At 39.3% G+C, this 25162-nt stretch carries 22 protein-coding genes and 1 other annotated feature; of the genes, 4 read left to right on the forward strand and 18 right to left on the reverse strand.

Features of this window, described 5'->3' with window-relative positions:
• Positions 1-133: 133 nt before the first annotated feature.
• The 12 genes from opp4A to AB1H92_RS15770 all read right to left on the reverse strand — a co-directional run bounded on the left by opp4A (position 134) and on the right by AB1H92_RS15770 (position 13987).
• Positions 134-1963, reverse strand: a complete 1830-nt coding sequence (opp4A, locus tag AB1H92_RS15715) for an oligopeptide ABC transporter substrate-binding protein (RefSeq protein ID WP_115363819.1) — start codon at positions 1961-1963, stop codon at positions 134-136.
• 133 nt (positions 1964-2096) lie between these two features.
• On the reverse strand, positions 2097-3008 hold the full coding sequence (locus AB1H92_RS15720; protein WP_115363820.1) for an ABC transporter permease: 912 nt from the start codon (positions 3006-3008) through the stop codon (positions 2097-2099).
• Between the two features lie 27 nt (positions 3009-3035).
• Positions 3036-3998 carry an oligopeptide ABC transporter permease gene (opp4B, locus tag AB1H92_RS15725; RefSeq protein WP_115363823.1) on the reverse strand — a complete coding sequence of 321 codons (963 nt, stop codon included), beginning with the start codon at positions 3996-3998 and terminating at the stop codon, positions 3036-3038.
• A gap of 2 nt (positions 3999-4000) precedes the next feature.
• Complete coding sequence (locus AB1H92_RS15730; protein ID WP_115363825.1) at positions 4001-4936, reverse strand: ABC transporter ATP-binding protein; 936 nt, start codon at positions 4934-4936, stop codon at positions 4001-4003.
• Positions 4923-5936 (reverse strand): ABC transporter ATP-binding protein, encoded by a 1014-nt coding sequence (locus tag AB1H92_RS15735; protein WP_115363827.1) that lies wholly within the window; start codon positions 5934-5936, stop codon positions 4923-4925. Before AB1H92_RS15735 ends, AB1H92_RS15730 begins: the two co-directional genes overlap by 14 nt.
• A gap of 1098 nt (positions 5937-7034) precedes the next feature.
• On the reverse strand, positions 7035-8009 hold the full coding sequence (locus tag AB1H92_RS15740; protein ID WP_166739568.1) for a DUF4003 family protein: 975 nt from the start codon (positions 8007-8009) through the stop codon (positions 7035-7037).
• 149 nt (positions 8010-8158) lie between these two features.
• Entirely contained in the window at positions 8159-8950 is a 792-nt protein-coding gene (gene trpA, locus AB1H92_RS15745; RefSeq protein ID WP_115363831.1) for a tryptophan synthase subunit alpha, read from the reverse strand.
• Positions 8947-10152, reverse strand: a complete 1206-nt coding sequence (gene trpB, locus AB1H92_RS15750) for a tryptophan synthase subunit beta (RefSeq protein ID WP_115363833.1) — start codon at positions 10150-10152, stop codon at positions 8947-8949. Before trpB ends, trpA begins: the two co-directional genes overlap by 4 nt.
• 3 nt (positions 10153-10155) lie before the next feature.
• Positions 10156-10770 (reverse strand): phosphoribosylanthranilate isomerase, encoded by a 615-nt coding sequence (locus AB1H92_RS15755; RefSeq protein ID WP_115363835.1) that lies wholly within the window; start codon positions 10768-10770, stop codon positions 10156-10158.
• Positions 10767-11555: an indole-3-glycerol phosphate synthase TrpC gene (trpC, locus tag AB1H92_RS15760; RefSeq protein ID WP_115363837.1), complete on the reverse strand. Its 789-nt coding sequence runs from the start codon at positions 11553-11555 to the stop codon at positions 10767-10769. The genes AB1H92_RS15755 and trpC overlap by 4 nt, the downstream gene beginning before the upstream one ends.
• On the reverse strand, positions 11552-12583 hold the full coding sequence (trpD, locus tag AB1H92_RS15765; RefSeq protein WP_115363838.1) for an anthranilate phosphoribosyltransferase: 1032 nt from the start codon (positions 12581-12583) through the stop codon (positions 11552-11554). The genes trpC and trpD overlap by 4 nt, the downstream gene beginning before the upstream one ends.
• A 30-nt stretch (positions 12584-12613) precedes the next feature.
• Positions 12614-13987 (reverse strand): anthranilate synthase component I family protein, encoded by a 1374-nt coding sequence (locus AB1H92_RS15770; RefSeq protein ID WP_115363840.1) that lies wholly within the window; start codon positions 13985-13987, stop codon positions 12614-12616.
• A gap of 69 nt (positions 13988-14056) precedes the next feature.
• Positions 14057-14295: a binding site (T-box leader), on the reverse strand.
• Between the two features lie 681 nt (positions 14296-14976).
• Between AB1H92_RS15770 and rluF the strand changes: the two genes are divergently transcribed.
• A complete protein-coding gene (gene rluF, locus AB1H92_RS15775; RefSeq protein ID WP_115363844.1) occupies positions 14977-15681 on the forward strand; it encodes a 23S rRNA pseudouridine(2604) synthase RluF in 705 nt (234 codons plus the stop codon).
• 45 nt (positions 15682-15726) lie between these two features.
• Here rluF and dacB read toward each other — a convergent pair whose 3' ends face one another.
• Entirely contained in the window at positions 15727-17286 is a 1560-nt protein-coding gene (gene dacB, locus AB1H92_RS15780; protein WP_115363846.1) for a D-alanyl-D-alanine carboxypeptidase/D-alanyl-D-alanine-endopeptidase, read from the reverse strand.
• A 45-nt stretch (positions 17287-17331) separates the two neighbouring features.
• Here dacB and mgtE point away from each other — a divergent pair, with 45 nt between their 5' ends.
• Complete coding sequence (mgtE, locus tag AB1H92_RS15785; RefSeq protein ID WP_115363848.1) at positions 17332-18717, forward strand: magnesium transporter; 1386 nt, start codon at positions 17332-17334, stop codon at positions 18715-18717.
• Positions 18718-18871: 154 nt separating this feature from the next.
• Positions 18872-19198 (forward strand): DUF3889 domain-containing protein, encoded by a 327-nt coding sequence (locus AB1H92_RS15790; RefSeq protein WP_115363851.1) that lies wholly within the window; start codon positions 18872-18874, stop codon positions 19196-19198.
• Positions 19199-19249: 51 nt separating this feature from the next.
• On the opposite strand, the gene AB1H92_RS15795 is transcribed toward AB1H92_RS15790, so the two are convergent.
• Entirely contained in the window at positions 19250-20764 is a 1515-nt protein-coding gene (locus tag AB1H92_RS15795) for an acetyl-CoA hydrolase/transferase family protein (RefSeq protein ID WP_115363853.1), read from the reverse strand.
• Between the two features lie 127 nt (positions 20765-20891).
• Positions 20892-21536 (reverse strand): LytTR family DNA-binding domain-containing protein, encoded by a 645-nt coding sequence (locus tag AB1H92_RS15800; RefSeq protein ID WP_115363855.1) that lies wholly within the window; start codon positions 21534-21536, stop codon positions 20892-20894.
• 165 nt (positions 21537-21701) lie between these two features.
• Between AB1H92_RS15800 and AB1H92_RS15805 the strand changes: the two genes are divergently transcribed.
• Positions 21702-22223 (forward strand): CueP family metal-binding protein, encoded by a 522-nt coding sequence (locus tag AB1H92_RS15805; protein WP_115363857.1) that lies wholly within the window; start codon positions 21702-21704, stop codon positions 22221-22223.
• 103 nt (positions 22224-22326) lie between these two features.
• Here AB1H92_RS15805 and AB1H92_RS15810 read toward each other — a convergent pair whose 3' ends face one another.
• The 3 genes from AB1H92_RS15810 to AB1H92_RS15820 all read right to left on the reverse strand — a co-directional run bounded on the left by AB1H92_RS15810 (position 22327) and on the right by AB1H92_RS15820 (position 25157).
• A complete protein-coding gene (locus AB1H92_RS15810; RefSeq protein WP_115364197.1) occupies positions 22327-23550 on the reverse strand; it encodes an MFS transporter in 1224 nt (407 codons plus the stop codon).
• Between the two features lie 216 nt (positions 23551-23766).
• Positions 23767-24366, reverse strand: a complete 600-nt coding sequence (locus AB1H92_RS15815; protein ID WP_115363859.1) for a class I SAM-dependent methyltransferase — start codon at positions 24364-24366, stop codon at positions 23767-23769.
• A gap of 218 nt (positions 24367-24584) precedes the next feature.
• Positions 24585-25157, reverse strand: coding sequence for a hypothetical protein (locus tag AB1H92_RS15820; RefSeq protein WP_115363861.1), 573 nt, complete (start codon positions 25155-25157; stop codon positions 24585-24587).
• Positions 25158-25162: the final 5 nt, after the last annotated feature.

The following is a 25162-nucleotide window of genomic DNA, read 5'->3' on the forward strand; positions in this document are numbered from 1 at the left end:
GGGCGGAATTCAAATGGTCGAGAGAGTAATTCTCCCGCATGCCGAATTTTAAAATTACAAGTAACTAAAAAAAGCCGTAACACACAAGTCAGCATGTAGCCAACTCGCATATTACGACTTAACCAATTACTACTTACTTTTTAAAACCAATTTCATGTCTATAGAAATTGTCATCACGATCGATTGTGTAATTTAATAGGTTTTCGTTCACTGGTACTAGTACAGCACGGTATAATGTAGGGAACACTGGAATTTCTTCCACCATTAATTGTTGCCACTCTTTATACACGTTTTGACGGAATTCTACGTCAAATGCTTCATCAGAAACACCTTTTTCTAGTAGTTCAGTGTTTTTCTCGTTCACATAACGTGGGAAGTTAAACATTGCTTTTGGTCCGTATAATCCTGTTGGGTCAACGTCTGATCCTACTGACCAAGCGCCCATATACACGTCTACTTCAGGATCATCATTACCGCCATTACCAACGCGGTCATAGAATGTGTTGAATTCTTGTAAACGTCCGTCTAATAACTCAATGTCAAGTCCGATATCTCTCCATGATTGGATATAGTAGTTTGCGATTGGCTCCGCAACTTCTCCACCCGACATCGAAGCGAAATTCAATTTCAGTTCATTGCCGTCTGGATCTTCTACGAATCCATCTCCGTCTGTATCGACATATCCTGCATCAGTTAAGATTTCAATTGCTTTTTCTTTATCGTACTTCGGTGCTTCAATTGTTGCATCGTGGAAGTTCGCATGAGATGGTGCAATCAGTGTAGTACCCGCCCAACGCAATCCTTGATAGAAATTTTCTCCTACTGCATCATTATCTACCGCATACCACATTGCTTTACGTAACGCTACATCACTTACTTTTGACTCTTCAGGTTTATAAACAACTTGGGCATTTTCTTTATCCCATGTACCAAATTTAAATCCGATATAAGTATATGCGTTATCGACATCGCCAAGGAATTTTACACCTTCCATGTCTTTGTTCGTTTCATACTGATCTGCTGGGAATGCATCGACAACATCGATTTTTCCAGAAGAAAGTTCGTTTGCAACGACTGATGGATCGACTACTTTTAACACAACTTCATCTAGCTTTGGTGCACCTTGCCAGTAATCTTCGTTTTTAGAATAAACGACCGACTCACCTGGTACAATGCTTTCAACTTTAAATGGTCCCATTCCGATTGGATTTTTACGAACTGCATCAGAAGAAGACATATCTGCTACTGCGATATCTTTAAAAATATGTTTTGGCATTGCATATGTCCAGATTCCACCCGCAAGTAATGATGGTGTTGGATTTGTATACGTGATTTCTAGTGTTTTTTCATCTACAACCTTAATACCCGAAATCTCTTCAGCTTCACCAGCGTTGTATGCTTCCATACCTTCAATCACTGTGAAATCAGAACCATAACGTGGACCATCATAGTCAGCATGTCCAATGACTTCATATGAAAATGCCCAGTCTTCTGCTTTAACAGGCTCCCCGTCATGCCAGTTTACATTATCACCAATTTTGAACGTAAATACTTTGTAATCGTCCGAATGCTCAAAAGTTGCTGCTCCGTCTTGTGTATACTGGAAGTCCTCATCAATACTAAGTAAACTTTCATCAAACCACTCGATTACTTCCGCATCTGGTGCACCAGCATAGAAGTTAAAGTTAAGCGTACCTTCAAATGGTGTATCAGATACTAGACCAAAGTTTAACGTTCCACCTTCTTCAACTTCTCCAGTTTCCGAACGCGTGTCGAAAGCGGAAATTGGTGAATCAGCTACTGCGTCTTCGCCAGCATCTTCTCCTGCGCCTTCTTTTTGTTCTGTTTTACCTTCTTCCTTCTCTTTGCCCGCGTCTTTTTGATCATCGCCGCCACTACATGCAGCTAACGCCAATACTAACACTAACATGAGTGCTAACAACGCTTTACTGAAATTCTTCATTTATGAACTCCCCCTTCTTATAATTTTTACCTTGATTCGTTTACCAATGCTCTACAGCTATGTTGAAGCTCTAGTGCACCACCTCCTCAAAGTGATTTGTGATGTGATTTTGACCCTTTGTTGAATGCCACGATTAACCTCTTCTTTGTCTAGCATCTGTTGCTCGTTTCATCGCTTCTCCAACATTTCGCACTGCTAACATTAAAACCAAAATGAGCAGCGCTGCCGGTAACCAAATCCACCATCTATGTTCCAATACTTGTGGATTTCGCGCATAACTTAATAATGTCCCTAAACTCGGCGTAGATTCAGGAAATCCAAAACCTAAAAACGATAGGCCGGATTCAATCCCAATATTCGCTGCTAAATTCAAAGTCATCGTCACAATAATTAAAGAACTTAAGTTTGGCAATAGTTGCGTAAACATAATCTTAATATGTGATGAGCCCAATGTTTTAGACGCTTGAATATAATCTAACTCCGCTTCTTGTAAGGCTCTAGAACGAATAAGCCGGGTGATTCCCATCCATAAAAACAACGTCATAATTAATGAAAATGACATTATGCTATACTTTGGAACAATCGCAACAAAAACGATAACAATCATTAAAAATGGTAATACCATAAAAAAGTCGACAACGCGCATCATAATATTATCGACCGTGCCACCGAAATAACCTGAAATAATTCCGACAACAATACCGATAAAACCACTCATTAACGTGACTAAAATCCCAATGGACAATGAGTTTTTCGTACCGATAATTAATTGTCCAAATACATCACGTCCACCGTAATCTGTTCCAAGCCAATATTCACTTGAAGGTGCTTCATTAATTGCAAACAAGTCTACCTTTACAATTTCATCTTGGTTTAAAAAGAGTGAAATCCCATAAACAAATGCCGCGATTAAAATTAAAAGCACTAACGATGTTAACGCCAATTTATCTTTCAATAATTCACGCCAGATGACTCTTAAACCACTTGGACTTTCTTCGAGTTGCTCTTCAGTCTCTATATTTACACTTGATTGATTTGTTTTCATTTCATTTCACCTCTTTTTGAGCATGTATTATTTAATCCGAATTCGTGGGTCTACCAGACTTAATACAATATCTGAAATTAATGACCCAAGAATTGCAGCTAAGCCGAAGAGTAATACCGTCGCTGTAACTACAGAATAATCTCGTAGATTAATAGAGTCTAAAAATAGTTGTCCCATTCCTGGGTAACTAAAAATCGTCTCAACGAAAATCGAACCGCCAATTAACCCTGCCATTTCATAACCGAAAAAGGCTGCAATTGGTAGTAATGCATTTCTGAAAATATGACGATTATATATCCTAGACTCGGACGCTCCCTTTGCTCTTGCAGTGAGAATGAAATCTTTTTGTTTCGTATCTATAATTTCACTTCGTAAATATTGAACAGTTCCTACTGTTGCAATTAATGCCATCGATAGAGCAGGCAGTAACATATGGTGTAGTTTACTGATAATGTAAGCAAATGATCCTGGTTCTGTTCCAGGTTTTACACTTCCGCCTGTCGGAAACCAATCCAAATGGAAACCAAAAAACCAAACCATTAATAATGCAAAAATAAATAACGGCGTTGCAAATCCAATATATGTATAGCCAGTAATGAATTGATCCGCTAAGCGATCATTATAACGGCCACTAATAATCCCAAGTGGAATTGCAATGAGATAGGTAATAATTAACGAAAGTAGCGATAGCCATAATGTATTCGTCATCCGTTCAGATAGTAGTTCCGTTACTTCCACCTTATGTCTAAATGACATGCCAAAATCGCCTTGAACGACACCAGACACCCATCGGCCATATTGTTGATACCACGGGTCGTTAAATCCGAGTTCTTCACGTTTCTTTTCGATTGTTTGATAGTCTAAACTAGGGTCGATTTGCCCTGATAACGCATCTCCCGGCATCATACTTGCTAGAAAAAAGATTAAAATACTCAATAAAATTAATTGCGGAATCATGATGAGTACACGCCGTACAATAAACTTCCACATAATTACTCACCCCGCCTTGGTAACGCGACTAAATGCGTTTCTGAAATTCGTTGTAATGGATAAACAGATCCATCTTCATCAAAGTATTTATCATACGATTCTTCATACTCTTTTTTAACTTGTGCACGAAGGTCAATTTGTCTTTGACGATTTCTAGGATTAATATCAGGAATCGCTGATACCAATCGCTTTGTGTATATATGTTGCGGATTATTAAAAATTTCATCGGTATTTCCTTCTTCCACAAATCTACCTTTGTACATAATCCCAATTCGGTCACAAACATGTCTAATGACACCTAAATCATGTCCGATAAAAATATAGGTTAATCCGTACTGTTTTTGAATCTCTTGCATAAAGTTAAGAACCTGTGCTTGTACAGATACATCTAGTGCAGAGACTGGTTCATCGGCAATGATTAGTTTGGGTTGTAATGCCACTGCACGTGCAATCCCAATCCTTTGTCTTTGCCCACCAGAAAATTGGTGCGGATATTTATGTATACTTTCTGGACTGAGCCCAACTGTTTTTAATAATTCATGGATTCTTTTATTCTCTTCCTCTTTCGATAATTTCTGAAAATTACGTAGCGGCTCTGCCAATATGTCATAAACGCGTTTACGAGGATTCAAAGACGAGTAAGGATCCTGAAAAATCATTTGTACTTCTTTTCGGAATGCTTCTCTCGTTCCTCTTTCCTTTGTTACATCTTTACCATTTAAAATAATATTACCTTCTGTGATTTGGTTTAAGCCCATAATCGCACGACCTGTCGTCGACTTGCCTGACCCTGACTCTCCGACTAATCCATAGGTCATTCCTTTTTCAATACGTAGTGAAACACCATCTACCGCTTTAACATGGTCAACTGTTCTTCCTAGAATACCGCCCTTAATTGGAAAATGGACCTTTAAATCATTTACCTCAAGATATGCCATGATGTCCATCCTCCCTTTCACTTGGTAAATAAAAATCTTTATAGCATGTACAACGAACAAAGTGCCCTGGCTCTACTTCATTTAAAGTAGGGTCTTCTGCATGTTTCGATTCGTCTATCCATGGGATTCTTGCACTAAAACGGCAACCCTTTCTAGGCAAGTTTTGCAAAGACGGTACAATTCCTTGAATGACATGCAACTCTGACTTCGGTGCAACTGATGATGGAATTGAGTTTAATAATGATTTCGTGTAAGGATGTAACGGATTTTCAAACAAAGTATGCACATCTGCAATTTCAACAATTTGCCCCGCATACATAACCGCGACCCTGTCAGCAATTTCAGCTACGACACCTAAGTCATGTGTAATTAACACAATCCCAGCTTGCATATTTTCTTTTAATTGATTAATTAAATCTAAAATTTGTGATTGTATTGTTGCGTCTAACGCCGTTGTCGGTTCATCTGCTATTAAAAGGCCTGGATTATTCGCGATTGCAATCGCTATAATAATTCTTTGTCTCATACCACCCGATAATTCATGTGGAAATTGTTCATATGTTCTTTCGGGATAAAGAATCCCTACCTTATCCAGCAGAGACAATACCTGTTCTTTTCGCTTAGCAGGTGACATGGATCGATTATGTAAATAAAGAACTTCATCGATTTGTTGGCCAATAATCATTAATGGATTTAAGGCAGTTAAAGGATCCTGGAAAATCATTCCCATTGAACTACCTCTTAATTTATTTAATTGCTCTGGAGACATGCCATTTAAATTTTGACCATTATACATAATTTCACCATCGATTTTTGCATGACGATGGAGCCCCATAATAGAGAACGCCAAAGCACTCTTTCCGCATCCCGATTCTCCAACGATGGCTAATACTTCATTTTTATTTACTGTAAGTGAAACATCATCGACCGCCGGATAGTACTCATCGCCAATCCGAAATGATGTTGTCAAATTTTTAATCTCAAGAATACGATTCGACACTTTAACCACCGTCCAAACTAAAATTAAGTCCAAATTCAATCATGTATGTCAGTTACGATACGATTGTCAATTAAATCAACCACTATCGTAAAATATTAATCTTCATCACTGTCTTCATATAAAATCACCTCTGAACAATTGTTTCAGTTTGGCTTTAGAGGATTTCATTATGAATAAACTGCTTTAAAAGAATTTTATTTATATAAGTATTTTTCTGTTTTTCGTAACGACACTGGTAGATACATTTATCTTCTTTATAAAATAAAACCATCAAATGAAATCCAATCGATGGAATAACCTGATTATTAATCTTGATATGAATATAGACCCATTACTTTCTGCATTTAATCAGTATCCCCGCAAATCGTCAAGATACTTCGAACTATACTAATAATTCTTTATGATTATTAACCCAAATCCGATTCTCTTGTTCTGAATTAATATAGCACCATAAACTTATAAAAACTAGAAGTTTTTAAATTATCAGTTTTATGAAAGTGCATTTAAATGCGACTAATCGTCACATTGAAATAGACAATTCCATCATCGGTTTTTCTGGATGGTTGTAACCTATCTTCATTTCCTGCACAGCAACATAATCCTAAAGTACTAACTCTTCAATGATTACAAGTACTTTTTCTAGTGTGATTTCCAAGGAAACAGCATCCTTTGTTACTTATTATTCTATTGTGATGCTAAACGATGTGCGGAGATTCTCGATTTCCTAAACCATGTCTCCTAAGAAAAATTCCTCCTAAGGTAAAAATCACTTAAATAGCATATAGTTTTGCCTATAATAAATTTTCAGAATATCAAACTACTTGCACTATACTACAGAAATTTGAAATTGACAACTCCATTTTATAGTAATTATATTTATTTAAATCATTTGTAAATTACTAATAATACGGCAAACGTTGATGGTATAAGATTTACCTCGAATTAATAAATCATTTTTCTCCTATATCTTTTTTGTCGTTCATAGGTAAATTAACGAAAAAAAACCGTTATCTATACGATAACGGGACTAATGTCTGCCACATAACATATCTACTTAGTTCTTTTCTAAGAGACCTGTTCGTTTGTGGGTGTTATTTTTTATGAGTTTGAGGAGTTCGTTGCCGCAGACGAAGCCATTGCGGCAATCGTTGCAGCCATAATCGCTTGCTGAGCTTGAATAATCAGCTCCGTAGAAGTTGCAAGACTTACACTTAGGGTTGTCTGATTTTCAATGATTTCATTTAAAACATAGCCGATTGCAATCGAGAGGGCCATATCTCTCTTCCATTTCAGGATTTTGGTTTCCTCCAGCGACTGGGTTAAATCTAAAATTTTCTTTAGCTCTGTATTTTGTATACCGAATACTGTTAGAAATCCAATCATCGGGTAATGAACTTGTCGAACTTTCGCTTTCTCTTTTAAAAAGTTTGTAATTTCATGCGCCCTTAAAACGTTTGCCTCTTGAAAAGATGCTTCAATGTATGTCAACACTTGAGACATCCATTGCAATTCATTGCCACCGCGAAATCCTTGTTTACGAAGCGTATCATAGTATAACCGCATTGCTTTTGCATGTTCGACAGGATTAAACCCTCTATTGCCAAGTAAAACTGCATAAGCATAATCATCATCAGATGTTAAAAAATAATGTCGTTTTTTCATTTCAACAAATAACGCTTTTGCTTGTCTCGCTTCATTGTCATACAGGTCTTCGTCATCCGTCATGAGCAGTGCCGCTAAATACGAATGGATCGTATTTCGAAAGCCCACAGAACGTAACATACGTTGTTTATCAAATAACTGGTTCACCTCTTCTTCAATCACTACGTCGGGTCTATCGATAAATGCAGCAATCATCGGAAGTAAGTTACCGCGTAAAGGAGAAAACCAGCCAGTTTTTTCTTTAATCGCATCCATTGCCCGATTTAAACTTTCCGCATTAAACTCTCGCTCAGAAGTGACGTAATAGGAAGTAATGGTCAATACAACATCTTTATCAACCGTCCATCCAGCTAATGATTTCACTTTTTCATATGTCATTTCTACTTCTTTTCGAAACATTTCCGTATTCACGCCACCCACTCCTTTTATATATGTACGCATGACAAATGATAAGGTTTCACTTCGTCATGAATATCATACTAACATTCTCTAGCGGGGGAAAGCTTATCTATTCAATAGAAGAAACTCGATCTTCCTTCTTCTTTATTTGATAACACTTTTTATTTTCCGATAGGTATCGGTTTAGAGGCATTTACCAATGATTTTACTTTCTCATACTCTTCCTCATATAACGCTTGAACAATGGCACTTCCAACGATCACTCCATCAACGGATGCGCCGATATTTTGCACTTGTTTAACAGTGGATATTCCAAATCCAGCAAGCACTGGAACTGGGCTGATGTCTTTTAATTTTGTCAAATGCGTTTCTAGTGCATCACCAAATCCATCTCTTACACCTGTAATGCCATTTACGGTGACTGCATAAATAAAACCTTCACTTTCAGCAACGATTTTTTTAATTCTATCAGCCGGGCTAGTTAGAGAAACGAGTGGAATCAGCGCAATTTCACCTTTTTGAAGTGCAGGCTTTAACAATTCACTTTCCTCCAACGGTAAATCTGGAACGATAATCCCACTTACCCCTGACCTTACACAATCCGCTACAAACTGGTCAATACCGTAACGGATGATTGGATTTAAATACGTCATTAACACAAGCGGAACTGTCACTTCTTCTTTAATAGAATGAATGGTTTGTAGGACTTTTCGTAGCGTCACTCCGTGTGTCAACGCACGTTCACCAGCGGCTTGAATCACAGGACCGTCCGCCACAGGATCAGAAAACGGGATGCCTAACTCAATCGCTGTAACGCCACTTTCCTGGAGGAATAAAATATCTCTTTTCAGCTTATCTAACCCTCCATCTCCTGCCATTATATAAGGGACAAAAGCCTTTCCCCCAAGTTCTACACTTCGAACAATCGCATCTGTTAACAACTGTTTTGTCATTGCTCTTCCCCTCCAAGTGCATCCTTAATTGTTTGAACGTCTTTATCCCCACGTCCTGAAAGACAAATCACGACAATTTCATCTTTCTTCATTTCACCTGCAAGCTGTACTGCAAAGCGAACCGCATGTGCGCTCTCAAGTGCCGGCAAAATCCCTTCTTTTTTCGACAATAATTGAACCGCCTCAAGTGACCCTTCATCTGTTACGGAAGTATACTTGACTCTCCCAATATCATGTAAATAACTATGTTCTGGCCCAATTGCCGGGTAATCGAGTCCCGCTGAAATCGAATGTGCTTCTTGAATTAATCCGTCTTCGTCTTGCAACACATACATATAGGCACCGTGCAGGACACCTTCTTTTTCATCTGCAATGGCTGCAGAATGTAACCCTGTAGAAATCCCGCTGCCTGCCGCTTCTACGCCGTATAACGCAACTTCTTCATCTTCCACAAAAGGATGGAACATACCAATTGCATTACTTCCGCCGCCTACACATGCAACAACTGCATCAGGCAACCGATTTTCCTTCTCTACAATTTGGCGTCTCGTCTCCACGCCAATTACTCGTTGGAAATCACGAACAATCTTTGGAAACGGGTGTGGTCCGAGTGCAGATCCTAAAATATAATGGGTATCTTCCACATTTGTGACCCAGTAACGAAGTGCTTCATTGACCGCATCTTTTAACGTTCCAGCACCTTGGTCAACCGATACAACTTTGGCGCCAAGTAATTCCATCCGAAATACATTGAGTGCTTGTCTGCGAATGTCTTCCTTCCCCATGAAAATCGTACATTCTAAGTCAAATAATGCACAAACCGTGGCCGTCGCAACTCCGTGTTGACCTGCGCCTGTCTCAGCGACAATTTTCTTTTTCCCCATACGTACCGCAAGCAATGCTTGACCGATTGTATTGTTAATTTTATGGGCACCCGTATGATTTAAATCTTCACGTTTCAAATAAATCTTCGCCCCACCTGCTTCTTTCGTAAGACGCTCCGCGAAATAAAGCGGCGTTTCTCTCCCGACAAAATCCGTTAAATAATAATCTACTTCAGCTAAAAACGCTGCATCTTCCATCGCCTCATCATATGCCGCTTCCAATTCATTCAACGCCGTCATTAACGTCTCAGGTACGTATTGCCCACCAAACTTACCGTATCTCCCTGCTTTTTCAATCGTTTCTCTTTCTTTTACCATTGCTCATCTCTCCTCATCTCGAACTGTTTCAATAAACGTTTGCATTAACAGCCCATCTTTTCTCTTATTTTTCTCTACTCCGCTTGATACATCGACCATAAACGGCCGCACACGTTCAATGGCCTCTTGTACATTCTCTGCACGCAAGCCTCCTGCAAGGATTAGCTTCTCAGTAGAAACACCACTACCTCGCAAAAGTGCCCAATCAAAAGTAACGCCGCTTCCGCCTTTATAAACCGTTCCAGGTGCATCGAACAAATAATAATCGACGTCGTACGCCTTTGCTGCCAACACATCTTCTGCTTTTCGAACCGCAAAGGATTTGATCGTTGGAAGACCAACCTCTCGAATAAATTCTGGCGTTTCCTCACCGTGTAATTGAATAAAATCCAGTCCGACTTCTTGATAAATGTGGTGAAGTTCTTCTGCCGTTGCATTAACAAAGACACCAATTTTTAAAACGCCTTTTGGAATCAATGCACTAAGTTGCTTCGCTTCATTCACAGAAATTTGTCTACTACTTGGTGCAAACACAAATCCGATTGCATCCACACCTGCTTCAACGGCCGCTTCTATATGCTGTTGTTCAGTTAATCCACAAATCTTTACTTTTGTCATCTAACTTTCCCCGGCAATCGAACTTGCATCGCTTGGATGGCTTCCTCAACTGAACCACTTCGCATAAGTGATTCGCCAACTAACACGGCGCTTGCCCCTACTTCAGCAACTCGCTCTGCGTCTTTACCTCCTGCCAACCCACTCTCACTAATGAGTACACGTTTATCATGAAATGGAAATGCTGCTGCAACCTCTTCCGACCGCTTTAAATCCACCTCGAAAGTTTTTAAGTCCCGATTATTCACGCCGATTAACGTCGCATCGATTTGTAATGCACGTGTTAATTCATGAACGTCATGCACTTCGACGAGCACTTCCAATCCTAACGACAACGCATACGTATGAAGTTCTGCTAATTGTTCATCATCTAAGGCAGCGACAATGAGTAAAACCACCGACGCCCCCGCTGCTTTCGCTCGATCAATTTGCACTGGATGGACAACAAAGTCTTTGCACAATAAAGGCGTTTCAACTGCATGCGCAACATCCGATAAATCTTGAAAGGAACCTTTAAAAAAGGTCGTATCAGTCAACACCGAAATACAAGCCGCACCAGACTTTTCGTACGCCTTAGCTTGCGCGACCGGGTCTGCTCCCTCTTTTATCATTCCTTTTGAAGGAGAAGCACGTTTCATTTCTGCAATCACTTGTAAACGATCCGTTTCTAACAATTTCTCAAAAAGCGAAGGTCGCTTCACAGTCACTGGCGCTACTTTCGGTACATCAACCAGCAACTGCGCCACTTCTTTATCCTTTTCCTTCAATATTTTTTCTAAAATTGTCATGCCAACACGCCCTCTCTTCTCGTCTCCCTGCTAAACGACACAACGGCCTCTAATTTCTTCAATGCCCGACCAGATACTATGCTATCGATTGCCTTTTTCACGCCTTCTTGAATCGTTCCAGCACGACCGTCAGCAAATAATCCGATCCCAGCATTAAAAACGACCGTATCAAAATGAGGGCCTCGCACTCCGCTAAGCACAGAACGAATAATCTCGGCATTCTCCTTTGCATTCCCACCGCGAATTGCCGAAAGTGGCGCTGCTTTTAACCCAACGTCATCCGCGGTCATTGTAAATGGAATCAAGTCACCTTTATCCAATAAAACAAAAGAGTTTTGACCTGAAAGTGACGCCTCATCCATGCCGTCAGCCCCCGAAACAACAATGGCCCGTTCTCTGCCTAACATAGCAAGAACTGAAGCATATTCCATTGCAAAATCGGCCCTACTTATACCAGTAAACTGGGAAGCAAGTGGCATTGGATTCGTTAAGGGTCCAACTAAATTAAAAATTGTCCGCTGACCAATCTCTTCGCGAATTAAGCCGATGCGCTTCATTTTCGGATGCACTTGAGGGGCAAAAATAAAGGCCAACCCTTCTGTCTCCAATAAATGTCTTAACTCAGTCGTAGTAAAATCCAATCGAACACCAAGTGCTTCAAGCACGTCTGAACTTCCAGATGAACTTGATACTTTACGATTCCCATGCTTTGCCAACTTCGCCCCCGCTCCCGCCAACACAAATGAAGCTGTTGTACTAATATTAAACGTATTTGCGCCATCTCCACCTGTTCCGCAATTATCCATAAAAGAACCTTTAGCCCTTCCAAGTGGAATTGCAAAAGACCTCATTACTGTTGCAAGTCCTGCGATTTCCTGAGCCGTCTCCCCTTTAATGGACAAAGCAACTAGAAAATCCCGAATGTCGCTTGCTGGTGTCTGTTCATTGAATAAAACATGTGCCGCCTCTTGCATTTCTTCAAAAGACAAATGGAACCCTTCAGCAACCTTTTCAATAAACTTTCTCAACTCAATCTCTCCTCTGCTCTACTCTACTTTTCACTCAACTACTTCTAATAAGGATTTAGCTTTATTCACAGTTTCCATAAACTCTGCTGCCGGCTCGGACTTCTCAACAACTCCTGCTCCGGCTTGCACATACGCTTTTCCTTGGTGAATAAACATCGTTCGAATCGTTAGGGCGAAGTCTATATTTCCATTAAAACCGATATAGCCAATTGCACCACCGTAAATTCCTCGATGCACTTCTTCTAACTCATCTATCAATTCCATTGCTCTTTCTTTCGGAGAACCCGTTACAGTGCCCGCCGGCAAACAAGTCGTCAACGCATCGAGCGGATGTAAGCCTAGCGCTAACTGGCCTTCCACTTCTGATACGAGATGCATTACATGCTCATAATGAACAACTTCTTTATGCTTCGTCACTTGTACAGTTCCCGGTTCACAAACTTTTTTTGCTTCTTCGCGCCCAAGTGCTACGAGCATATCGTGTTCCATCAACTCTTTCGGATCATTCTTTAATTCTCGCTCTAGTTTTCGATTTTCGGCCTCATCCTTCGTCCGCTTTCTCGTCCCGGCAATCGGATTCGTCATCATCGTTCCTTCTGTCACACGAACAAGACTCTCAGGAGATGCCCCAACAATCACGGAATCCCCTATTTCCATGTAATACATATAAGGCGAAGGGTTTTGCTTGCGCAACTTTCGATACAGCAGAAAAGGATTCCCTTCGAAATCTGCTTCCAATCGTCTAGACAATACAATTTGTTCCACTTCTCCTGCGCGAATAAACTGTTGCCCTCTTTTCACGAGGTCTTCAAACTGTCTTTGAGACAGTGGACAACTAAACTCACCTAGCGTAAATGCTGTATCTTTCACTTCTTTCCCGTAGAGGATTTGCTCTGCAAGTTCCTCAAGATTTTCATGCTTTTTCACAATATCCGTTTCCGTCCGTACAATCGTCACTTCATTCAAAATATGATCAAACACAATCAACGTTTCAAATATATTGAGATACACTTCTGGCACCTCAAACTCGTTGTGCAATGTTTTTCCTAAATCCCGCCCCGCCCCATAACTGACATACCCGACAGCTCCACCAGCAAAAGGAAACTCAACACTATCGGAAATCCTTGGCATGAGTCGTTTTAAAAGCGTAAAAATATCGCCTTCATGTACATACGTCTTTTTTGATGCATAGATGAACTCTTTTATTTTACGTCCGCTACCTGAATAAGATTTAATTGGATCCATGCCGATAAATGAATAACGTCCGGAATCCTCATGTTTTACACTACTTTCCAATAAAAACTTCTGCTTACCTTGCAACCTTCTAAATATTAAAATGGGTGTTAAAGAGTCCCCATTAATTTTTTTCATTGTCGTACGTAAACTCTTCTGCTCTACACTCATCTCTACTCGCCTCATCTCATCTTTTTTAAATAAAAAAAGCCCTCTGCAAAAGGACAGATTAGTCCAATTGCAGAGGACGGAATGACCGCGTTGCCACCTCTCGTTGAAGTATTGCTACTTCCACTTTGCGTGTCTTTACAACTAGTTACACGAAAGACACATCCCTTAACGCAGGATTGACGTTCTTTTTGAATACACTCAAAAAGACTCTCATAAGTCCATTCACAAAGGTCGCGTATCAGTTCTCACCACCCACTGATTCTCTATAAACGCATCCCTAAGCTACTCTTCTTATTCAATAATTTCTCAGCTATTCTCATCTCAACTAAACTATCCGTAGGCGATACCGCTATCGGTACCTTCTGCCTCTCATAAAACTTCATGATCTTATCATAAATGAGGAAAAATGAATTGTCAACACTTTCTGTTAATTCAAATAAAACAAATGTTTTTTTCTAACTTGAATTACTTTCGAATCGTGATAAAAATGTTAGGGGAAAAGCATGTTTAAATAATCTTGTATCATGGTATCTTCGTTGACTGGAGTGGAGGGTGGCGACTCCGGTGGGATTAGCGAAAGCCGTAACGAAGAACGGCTTTTGCGACCGAAAAGCGAAGCGTTTGGGAGCAGGTATATCCTAGAGGATGCCTTAATTTCTGCAAAAACCGCAGAAACACGGCAAATCGCAATCTGCGCTTTGCGATTGGCTTACCGCGGCCCCACGGAAATAGTGAAAGCTGAAGGAGGCGGTTAGATGCGACAAGCATAAGACGAATTAACGGAGTAGCGTTTTTTGCTACGCAGTTAATTTGCTTATGACTCGAGCATCTGCCTCCTGAAGTTGGAAAAGCACCCGCCCGGAACGGAAATCAACATTGTTTGTTAAGGACCCCATAATTGAATTTCACCAATTGGTTAGATAAACTTATGTAAACAATAAGGAAATTATACACATGTTAAAATATCGGAAATAGATAGGATGACACTGATGCGAATTAATAAATTTTTAAGCTCGGCCGGGATTGTTTCAAGACGCGGGGCTGATAAGTGGATTGAAGATGGGCGAATTACGATTAACGGGCAACCCGCCGAGTTAGGAAGCCGCGTCAATGAAGGCGATGAAGTCCGCGTAGACGGAAAACCAGTTCAACTTGAAACAGAACTTGTTTACATCGCATTGAATAAACCCGTTGGCATTACAAGTACAACTGAACGCCATATTGAAGGCAATGTCGTTGACTTCGTTAATCATCCGCTGCGCATTTTCCATATCGGAAGACTCGACAAAGACTCAAATGGCCTTTTACTTTTAACGAATGACGGAGATATTGTCAATGAAATTTTACGTGAAGAACATGGCCATGAAAAAGAATACATCGTCACCGTCGATAAACCCATCACAAAAGAATTTATTCGTAAAATGGAGTCGGGCGTTGAAATTCTTGGCACAACGACAAAACGTTGTAAAGTTCGCCAACTAGGCCCTCGTAAATTCAACATTACCTTGACGCAGGGCTTAAACCGACAAATTCGTCGCATGTGTTCAGCGCTTGGCTATACAGTTCGCACGTTACAACGAACGCGGATTCTCAACATCCATCTTGGGAATTTACCAATTGGCCAATGGCGTGACCTGACGAAAAAAGAACTTGATGAAATGTTTACCATGCTGAACTATAAGCCAAATAAATAAACAATCAACAATTCCCACCAATCGTCACATTTGGTGGGAATTGTTTTAGTTGACCTCATCGCCTGCCAACATCACGACGATTTGATCGATAACATCATAGGTGGAGTCGTCTAAATGGTTATTAATAATAACAGAGAAAATCAGGTCATCTCCATCTGACTTTTCGACATAACCTGCCAATGATGTAACACCGTTTAACGTCCCAGTTTTGGCCCGTACTTTTCCAGTCGCGACTGTATTTGACATTCGATAGCGAAGTGTGCCCCCTTGAAATCTTTCATCATATCCAGCAATCGGCAAGGATTCTAAAAAAGCTGGATACCAACTTTTTTCTTGCGCAACATACAATAACTTCGTCACCTCATTTGTCGTAACAAGTGTTTTATGTGACATGCCTGAACCATCACGAAATAACATCGTATTTGTTTCAAGCCCCATTTTGTTGAGGGTATCATTCATGACAACATGTCCCTTGTCCCAACTGCCTTCTCCGCCGACAACTTTCCCCATTTCTTTCACCAACACTTCGCCGTGCCCGTTGTTGCTCAGTTTCATAAAAGGTATGAGCAGTTCTTCTAAAGGCATTGAACTATTTTCAGTTAACTGAACAGCCCCTTTTGGTTTTTCTCTGTGCTCCACTTTGTAAACCTTTGGCAGTTGAATGCCTTGTTTTTCGAGCGTATCTTTAAATAAGTGAACTGTATAGGTTGTGGGTTCCCAAACAGATGCCCAAATTCTTGTCTTTTGTGCCCCGACTGGAATCGTTCCTTTGACAACAATCGTATTTGTTCCATGTACCCGTTCTGCCGTAAGAGACTTGTCCCTTTTTTTCTGTACGGTTTTCGTTTCATTCTTAATATGGACATAATCATTGTTAGGGGACAAGCCAATCATTGCTTCTTCTCCAGCTTTTGCCCCCGGATATACTTCAACAATGACAGTTCCCGCATCATAGTCATCATTAGGTGACAAAGTTAACGCAGATATTTGAGCACCGGTGTAGTAAGGTTCATCAGACCAATTTAAGTCTTGAGACAGACGAATAGTGTCATACCACGTATCATCCCCGTAAAAATTCCCATGAATTGTATGAATCCCTTTTTCCTTAACTGTTTTTGCGAATGCCGTTAAATCTTCTTGCACTAAAGTTGGATCACCTTGTCCAACTAAATAAATGTCTCCTTGTAAAATTCCATCTTTAATCTTTCCATCTGTATAGACTGCCGTTTTAAAGGCGTGATCACTTCCGAGTCTTTCTAATGCGGTCGCCGCTGTAAATAATTTCATGACAGACGCAGGTCGAACCCGAACACCACCGTTATTTTCATATAACAACTTACCATCCGATGCGCGACGTATACTGATTGTAGTGGTTGCACCTTGCAATCTTGAATCTTGTAATACTTTATTGATCCCATCGAATTGCTCTTCATCATGTAGTTCTATCTGTTCGGCAGGTGTAGTTGATTCAAGAAATACCGCTTCTTTTGAGGGACTCGGTTCAATTTCATGTTCATCTCCACGCGACTTCCAAAAATACATCGTTAAAATTAATACGAGTACAGTGACAAAACTTATCCATTTCCATAAGCGTCTCTTTTTCAATTTAGAACCTCCTCCATCAATGTTTTTAAACGTTTAAACTGGGGGATGAATAAAAGAAGCGAGGTGGATACATTGAATAAAAAGGATGATAAAGAAGGGTTAACCCGAGGAACGATACAACTATTAAAAGATGGTAAAAAGGATATCTTTCGTGAATTAATAGAAGAATTAAAACCATATGATCAAGCAATGCTCTATCAAAATATACCAACCAAGCATAAACCATTGTTTCTTGAATTACTTACATTATTAGAAGTAACAGGACTTTTAAGACATTTATCTAAAGACGAGCAGCTTCTCGTATTGAAAACATTAGACCCGAAACGGGCGACAGACATTTTAGATTTAATGGAAGTTGATGACCTGGCTTTCCTGTTAGACGACCTTTCTCTTAAGGAGATTGACAACCTCATTGTGAAAATGCAATTAGAAGAGATGGAAATCCTTCGCCGTATTATGCGCTATCCTAAGAAAACAGCAGGGAGAGTTATGACGACAAGGTATATATGGGTTCATCACTCATATACCGTTGAACAGGCAATTCATAAACTTAAAAGTTTTAGAAATATCGCGGCGTATATTAACTATTTATATGTGATTGACGATGATAAAAAGTTAATTGGCGTTGTTTCTTACCGCGACCTGCTACTCGCTGATTTGAATAAATGCATTGAGATGTTTATGGAGAAGAATGTTGTGAAAATTGACGGTCTAACAAAACAGGAAGAAGCTGCAAAAATTATTGGCCGATATGATTTTGTTTCTTTACCCGTAACAGATGAGAACAATATTCTTGTTGGAATCATTACCGTGGATGACATTTTAGATATCGTTGTTCAAGAAGCCAATGAAGATATTGAAAAACTACTCGCCACAGGTAAGGAAATTACCTTTCAAACGAACCCATTTGTTGCCGCTCGTAGGAGAATGCCTTGGTTAATTTTATTATTATTTATCGGGCTCGTCTCAGGCGGAATTATTGAACGTTTTGAAAATACATTAGAAACCGTCGTTGCACTTGCATTTTTCATGCCCATGATTGCCGGAATGACAGGGAATACAGGTACGCAATCACTTGCTGTTGTTGTCCGTGGGCTTGTCTCTGAAGACTTAAACTTCAAAAAGGCGAGTCAGCTTTTATTTCGAGAATTGTTAGTCGGCATAATTATAGGAATTACATGTGCTATTTTCATCGCAATGATTGCCTATGTATGGCGTGGTAGTTTAGCACTCGGCTTGGTAGTTGGAGCGTCTCTTCTCGCTACCCTAATCATCGGAACACTCGCTGGCACAGTGATTCCGCTAATCCTATACAAATTAAAAGCAGACCCAGCCGTTGCATCCGGTCCACTCATTACGACAATAAACGATATTTTATCGTTACTAATTTACTTTGGCATTGCGACGATGTTTATTTCAAATCTCATGTAAATAAAGTGTACGTTAAAGAAAGAAGAATCATTCCTGAAAATATAAAAATCACAAACACAATAATGTGTTGTAATCCTACTCATTTAGCGCGCCATTATCATGGCATAATCGTATCCAAATGACTCATCCTATAGTCAAGGAGATGAGGCCATTTATGCTAAAACTATTGATTGTTAGCGTCTTTATGATCATGAGTTCAACATTCACACAAACCCCAATGAATACGTATGCGCAATTTGAAGTTCCGGCCTATGCGAAATGGGGAGCGCTTGCGATGAAAGAGACACATTTTAAATATCCGAATGCTAAAATCATTGATTACTTATATGAAGGAAGCGAATTTAAAGAGCAGACAACGATTGCAAAATTTAAATTATGGTTGAAAGAAGAGGACAAAGAGTTCGGTGTATTGGTGAGAATTGAATTTACTACGGAATCAGAGGAAGTCGTTCACATTGAATTTCAAGAAACAACTCAATAACACATGATTTAATAAAAAAAGAGGCTGTCTATATAGACAACCTCTCAACTTTTAAGCGTATTCCTTTACATGTTCTAGCATCGTACCGTTTTTCGCAAAGTTAGTATGCCACGAAAAAGCTTTTTCTAACACATGAGGTGTGTGACCGCCTCTTTCAAGTGCTTCTTCATAATACTCACGAAGCTGTTCGCGGTACATTGGGTGCGCACAGTTTTCAATGATGAGTTCCACACGTTCTCTTGGTGCTAAACCACGTAAATCTGCATATCCTTGTTCTGTAACGATGACGTCAACATCATGTTCAGTATGGTCAACGTGAGAGACAAAAGGAACGATACTTGAGATGTCGCCGCCCTTTGCAATCGACTTCGTTACGAATATTGCCAGTCTAGCATTACGAGCAAAGTCTCCAGAACCGCCAATTCCGTTCATCATTTTAGTCCCTGACACATGCGTTGAGTTGACGTTTCCGTAAATATCCAACTCTAATGCTGTGTTAATTGAAATTAATCCGAGACGACGAATGATTTCTGGGTGGTTGGACATTTCTTGTGGACGCATTACTAGCTTATCACGATATTCTTCGAAATTATTAAAGACTTGGTCCATTTTCTCTTCAGACAATGTAATGGAAGCACATGAAGCAAAACGAACTTTGCCCGCATCAATTAAATCAAATACTGCATCTTGAAGTACTTCCGAGTAAACCTCTAAGTCTTCAAATTCAGATTGAATCATGCCGTGAAGGACCGCATTTGCAACTGAACCGATACCTGATTGTAACGGTGCTAGTTTTTCAGTCAGTCTACCCGCAGCAATTTCTGAGCGTAAAAATGTCAATAAATGACCGGCCATGATTTCTGTTTCCTCATCAGGATCTACGATTGTAGAAGGTGAGTCCAATTGATGAGTTAACACAATGCCTTTTACTTTATCGACATCAATTGGAATTCCAACGGTACCAATTCGGTCATCTGCTTTCGTTAATTGAATTGGATCTCTTTCGCCTTGTTTTTCCAAGTCATACAAATCATGAACCCCTTCTAACGCTGGAGTTTGTGCTGTATTAATTTCAATAATGATTGACTTTGCATGCTTTGCAAATGCAAGTGAATTTCCTACAGAAGTTGAAGGAATGAGCATTCCATCCTCCGTAATTGAAACCGCTTCCACAATTGCGTAGTCGATTGGCTCGATGACTTCTGCTCGAATTAGTTCAGCAGTATGTGATAAATGATGGTCGACAAATAAATGTTCTCCAGCATTTATTTTATTCCTCATCACTGGGTCTGCTTGGAATGGCAAACGTTTATTGACAATGCCAGACTCTGCGAGTAAACGATCAATATCCGAACCTAATGAAGCACCTGTAAAGACATTCACTTTAAACTTTTCGTTTTCCGCACGCTTCACCAATGCCAATGGAACGGCTTTCGCATCTCCCGCACGCGTAAAACCACTTATTCCAAGTGTCATGCCGTCTTCAATCCATGAAGCAGCTTCTTCCGCCGAGACAATTGCATCTTTCAATTGGACATGTCTAATTCGTTCCATATGATTTTTCATTAACTTATTCTCCTTTTCATAACTTTTAGTTAATTCTACCGTAAGGAGATACATGAAAGTGATTTTACGAACGGAACAAGAGAATATGTCACTAAAGCAAGAAATAACGCACTTAAAGCAGAATCAGCTAAAAACCCAATAGTTTTCTGAAATAACTTGAATACGATTGGCTCACGGGAATTTTTGTACCATCTTTCATTGCCAACAAAAATGTGGAATGTGTATCAGGAAAAATTTCTTGTATATGATGAACGTTTACGATAAAGGAGCGGTGACAACGTACAAAAGAATCCTTCGGCAAAATATATTCAAATTCTTGCAATGTATTTTTATGAGTGCCGATCAATCCATTCCCCACAACAAACGTTTTCCGATTTTTCACTTCAACATATGTCACGTCTTTAAATGAAATCGGACACCATCCATCTTGTGTTTTCACTGTCACAACAGATTTCCCATCTGTAAATGCCGGATAGATGGCAAGGACACAACCTGCCAATTGACCGTCATGATAATAAGGAACTGCCATCCCGTGATAAGGAACCCCGAATACACTCCTGTTAATAAACTCAGATACTTTTTGATTTTGAGCAATCGCCTTGAAGGCAATCGTCCCTTCTTTCACCAAATCGCCTTCTCTTATTTTCAAATCTACCCGCTTGCTCGGTCGATAATATATATATTCCTTCGTATTTGAAACCGCAATAGAGATTTCATCAGAAAACAACTCACCCATTACATCTAATAACGATCCCATTGATAATTGATTCATAGAAAACCCTCCTAAAACCATTCTACCATTTGCAACTTCTTTTCTTAAAGGCAAACTACCAAAATTGGTCTGGCTTGCGACACGCTTCAAGTTATATGATAGAATGAACTTGAATTTAATTCATTACCAACAAAATATGTATCAAGAATCGGAGTGAAATTTCTGATGAAAAAGAGATTACTAGTGACATTCATTTTATTACTAAGCATCACGTTAGTCGCTTGCAGCAATGATTCATCAGGTAAGAGTGAAGTAAAAGATATAAAAGAAAAGGTACATGAATATAGTGTCGGAAGCTTCGAAGATGATGTGACAGCTTCTATAACATCTCATGAACTAATTGTTAATGAGAAAGGGAAAGAAATTTCATTTACTTTACCAAGCGATGAATTCTTCGTTTCTATTGCACCCTTTGTAGAAACTACACACCCTTGTGCGATTCATAGTTTAACGGGTTGTCAAGGTGAACTCGTTGAAAAAGACTTTGATGTATTGATCAAAGACGAAGACGGCAAAGTAGTCGTTGATGAAACGATCACATCTCTAGAAAATGGATTTATCGATTTATGGCTACCACGTGACAAACATTACCAAGTAAAAATAACACATGAAGATAAAACGGTAGAATCTACTATTTCTACATTTGAAGGCGACAACACTTGCATTACAACAATGCAACTTACGTAATAAATAGATACAGATACTTAGAATCGTGAAATACTCACGGTTCTTTTTTTGTATAAAAAAGGTAAGTGAAGAATATCTCCACTTACCTTTTCAGCGATCAATCTTAAACCACTTTCACATCTTGTTCAGGTACAAATTTCAAAATAACGCCACCAACAATAAATAAAAGTACTAAACTAAAGACGCCATAGGATGAACTTCCAGTAAGTTGTGTCGTCACACCGAGCAATAACGGACCCATTACTGAGGCAAACTTACCGAAAATATTATAAAACCCGAAAAACTCATTGGATTTTTCTTTTGGAACAAGTTTTGCGAAATATGAACGACTTAAAGATTGAATGCCGCCCTGCGATGTTGCAACGAGCATGGCAAGAATCCAGAAGTCGAGTTCATTTTTCATAAAGAATGCATAAATACAAACAATGATATACACAACTATCCCAACATATAACATTTTCTTCCCTGTAAATTTATCCGATAATCGTCCGTAAATAACAGCAAATGGTGCAGCGACAATTTGTGTCATGAGTAAAACAATTAGGAGCGTCGTCGCACTAATCCCCAAATCTGTCCCATAAGCAGTGGACATCGAAATAATCGTCCCAACCCCGTCAATATAAAAGAAATAAGCAATTAAAAATAAAAACACATGGCGATACTTTCGAATATCTTTAAATGTCGAACCAAGTCTTTTAAAACTTCCGACAATAATCGATGATTCACGTGGAACACTATGAATTTGAATGACATTTTTCAACATTGGAAGGGTAAATGTAATCCACCAAATCGCAGTAATGACAAATGCTAGCTTCGTTGCAAACGTCATGGATATCGGAAGAGTGCCACTATCTGCTAGTAAAATAATCGCGATACTGATAATAAAAGGAATGGCACTACCGATATACCCTAAACCAAAACCTCTTGCAGAAATATTATCCATTCGGTGTGCAGACGTGACATCTACTAGAAATGCATCGTAGAAAATATTGGCCCCATGAAAACCGACTGCAGTAATTGTATAAACCATTAATAATAATATCCAGTTTCCATCTGGTACAAACGCTAACGATAACGTTGATAATGATCCGACAATAAAAAAGAAAAAGAAGAATTTTTTCTTCAGACCTTCATAATCTGCAATTGATCCTAATATAGGACCGATCATCGCCAGAATAAACGTTGCAATCGCAACCGCATACCCTAAATAAGCAGTAGAATCCGCATTACTGACCCCAGCACCTGAAGCAACTGACTTATAAAAAATCGGAAAAACAGCTGTTGTAATGATGACAGAGTAAGCTGAATTGGCCCAGTCATACATCATCCAACTCGTCTCAACCTTTGTAAACTTCTTCACCCATTGCCCCCCCTTCCTTGTTAGTCTAGTGTACAACAAGTCGGCGAATAATATATCGAATATTCAAAACTTTTAACGCAATAATTTTCCATACTTTAAGCGCATTCCAACTTGTTGAACTTGTCCACTTGGTAACATTAACACAAAAAAGCTCTCCCCATTTTACAAGGGAAAGCTTTCATTTCAGTTAGCTAAACGATAAACTAAAAACTTTTCTTTTTTATCTTGAGCACCTGGCACTCTAACCTTATTCATTAGCCTAAAAGGTGTATTTTTAGCAATAAAATTTTTATAACTTCCAGTTGGATAATATAAAATTAAATCGATCGGACGATGATTTACCTGAACTGATTTTAAAATATTTTGGACTACTTTTTTAAATATATCAACCGAAAAGGGATTAAAAAAGTAAAAAACTGTGTCTGTCTCATCTACATCAAATTGTTCTGCTAGCGCATAATTGAACCGAATAGGTGCTTCGATATGGCTTGCTTTATACCGGTAACTTCTTTTGTTATCAAGCGCTTCATCGAAAGTTAAATCATTTACTTCTACGCCAGTGACCGGTACTTTGAATCGGTTATGGATATAAAACGACACACGTCCTCGTCCACATCCAAAATCAACAACTTCGTCATCTCTCTCTAATTTATAGACTTTAAAAAGTTCTTCCAATGCCCTATAAGGAGTCGCCTCGTAACGATGGTAATGACTCTCGTTGCGCCATTCCCTCAAACCCGTCGTTCGAATATTAAGCATGTCTTCGTACTTTCTTTCCGCCAATTGTTATTCCTCACTTTTAGTATAATCCGATACTACTTTACTACCTTTCCATATTTTCTTCAACTTGACTACTTTTCTAGCAATTTTTAACCGCAAGTACTCTACTATATTTGCATTTCTAAACTCTTTACTCTCAACAAAACAAAATTAGGCTACCTTTCTCCAATTAAGGAGTAGGTAGCCTGTATCGATTACATCTAATTCACCAGTAAATGCAATTACTTATTCATTTGTGCAAGGAAGTCCCCAAGCGGATTCGATTCTTCTTCCTCTATTTCAGCAGGTTCACTGGATGTTTTAAAACTTTCCCAATCAAAGTTATCCAAATCATCATCTATATTGCGTGTCATCGCGGAAGAATTGACTTGTTCTGTTTTGCTTTCTATTTGCTGCTTCGTTTCAAAGTCTTCAATAGACGTTTCATCTTGAAGATAAAGCGTATCCTCTGCTTCTAACGAATTACTATTCAACGATGCGAAAAGGGCAGAGGTTCGTATTGGATCTGACATTAACTGATAAACGATACTCCCTAAAAGCGCCTCAGAATGTTCATGCTTCAACCAATCTCTTTGCGCTTTCGTCAAACCTTTCGGAAGCGGTACTGTGATTGCTTCTCGATGTTTCACTAAAGAATCAGTGACACCATCTATAACGAATTCAGCTATTTTACTTGAGAAATTTCTTCTCTCCACGTCTTTTAAATGTTGCAACTGTTTAAGGATGCGATCAGATGTATCTGACGGGATACGAAACGTAATGGGCTGCCCCCTCTTCAATCCTGTTTCTTTCACAAACT

Source organism: Sporosarcina pasteurii (assembly GCF_041295575.1).
Classification (GTDB): Bacteria; Bacillota; Bacilli; order Bacillales_A; family Planococcaceae; genus Sporosarcina; species Sporosarcina pasteurii.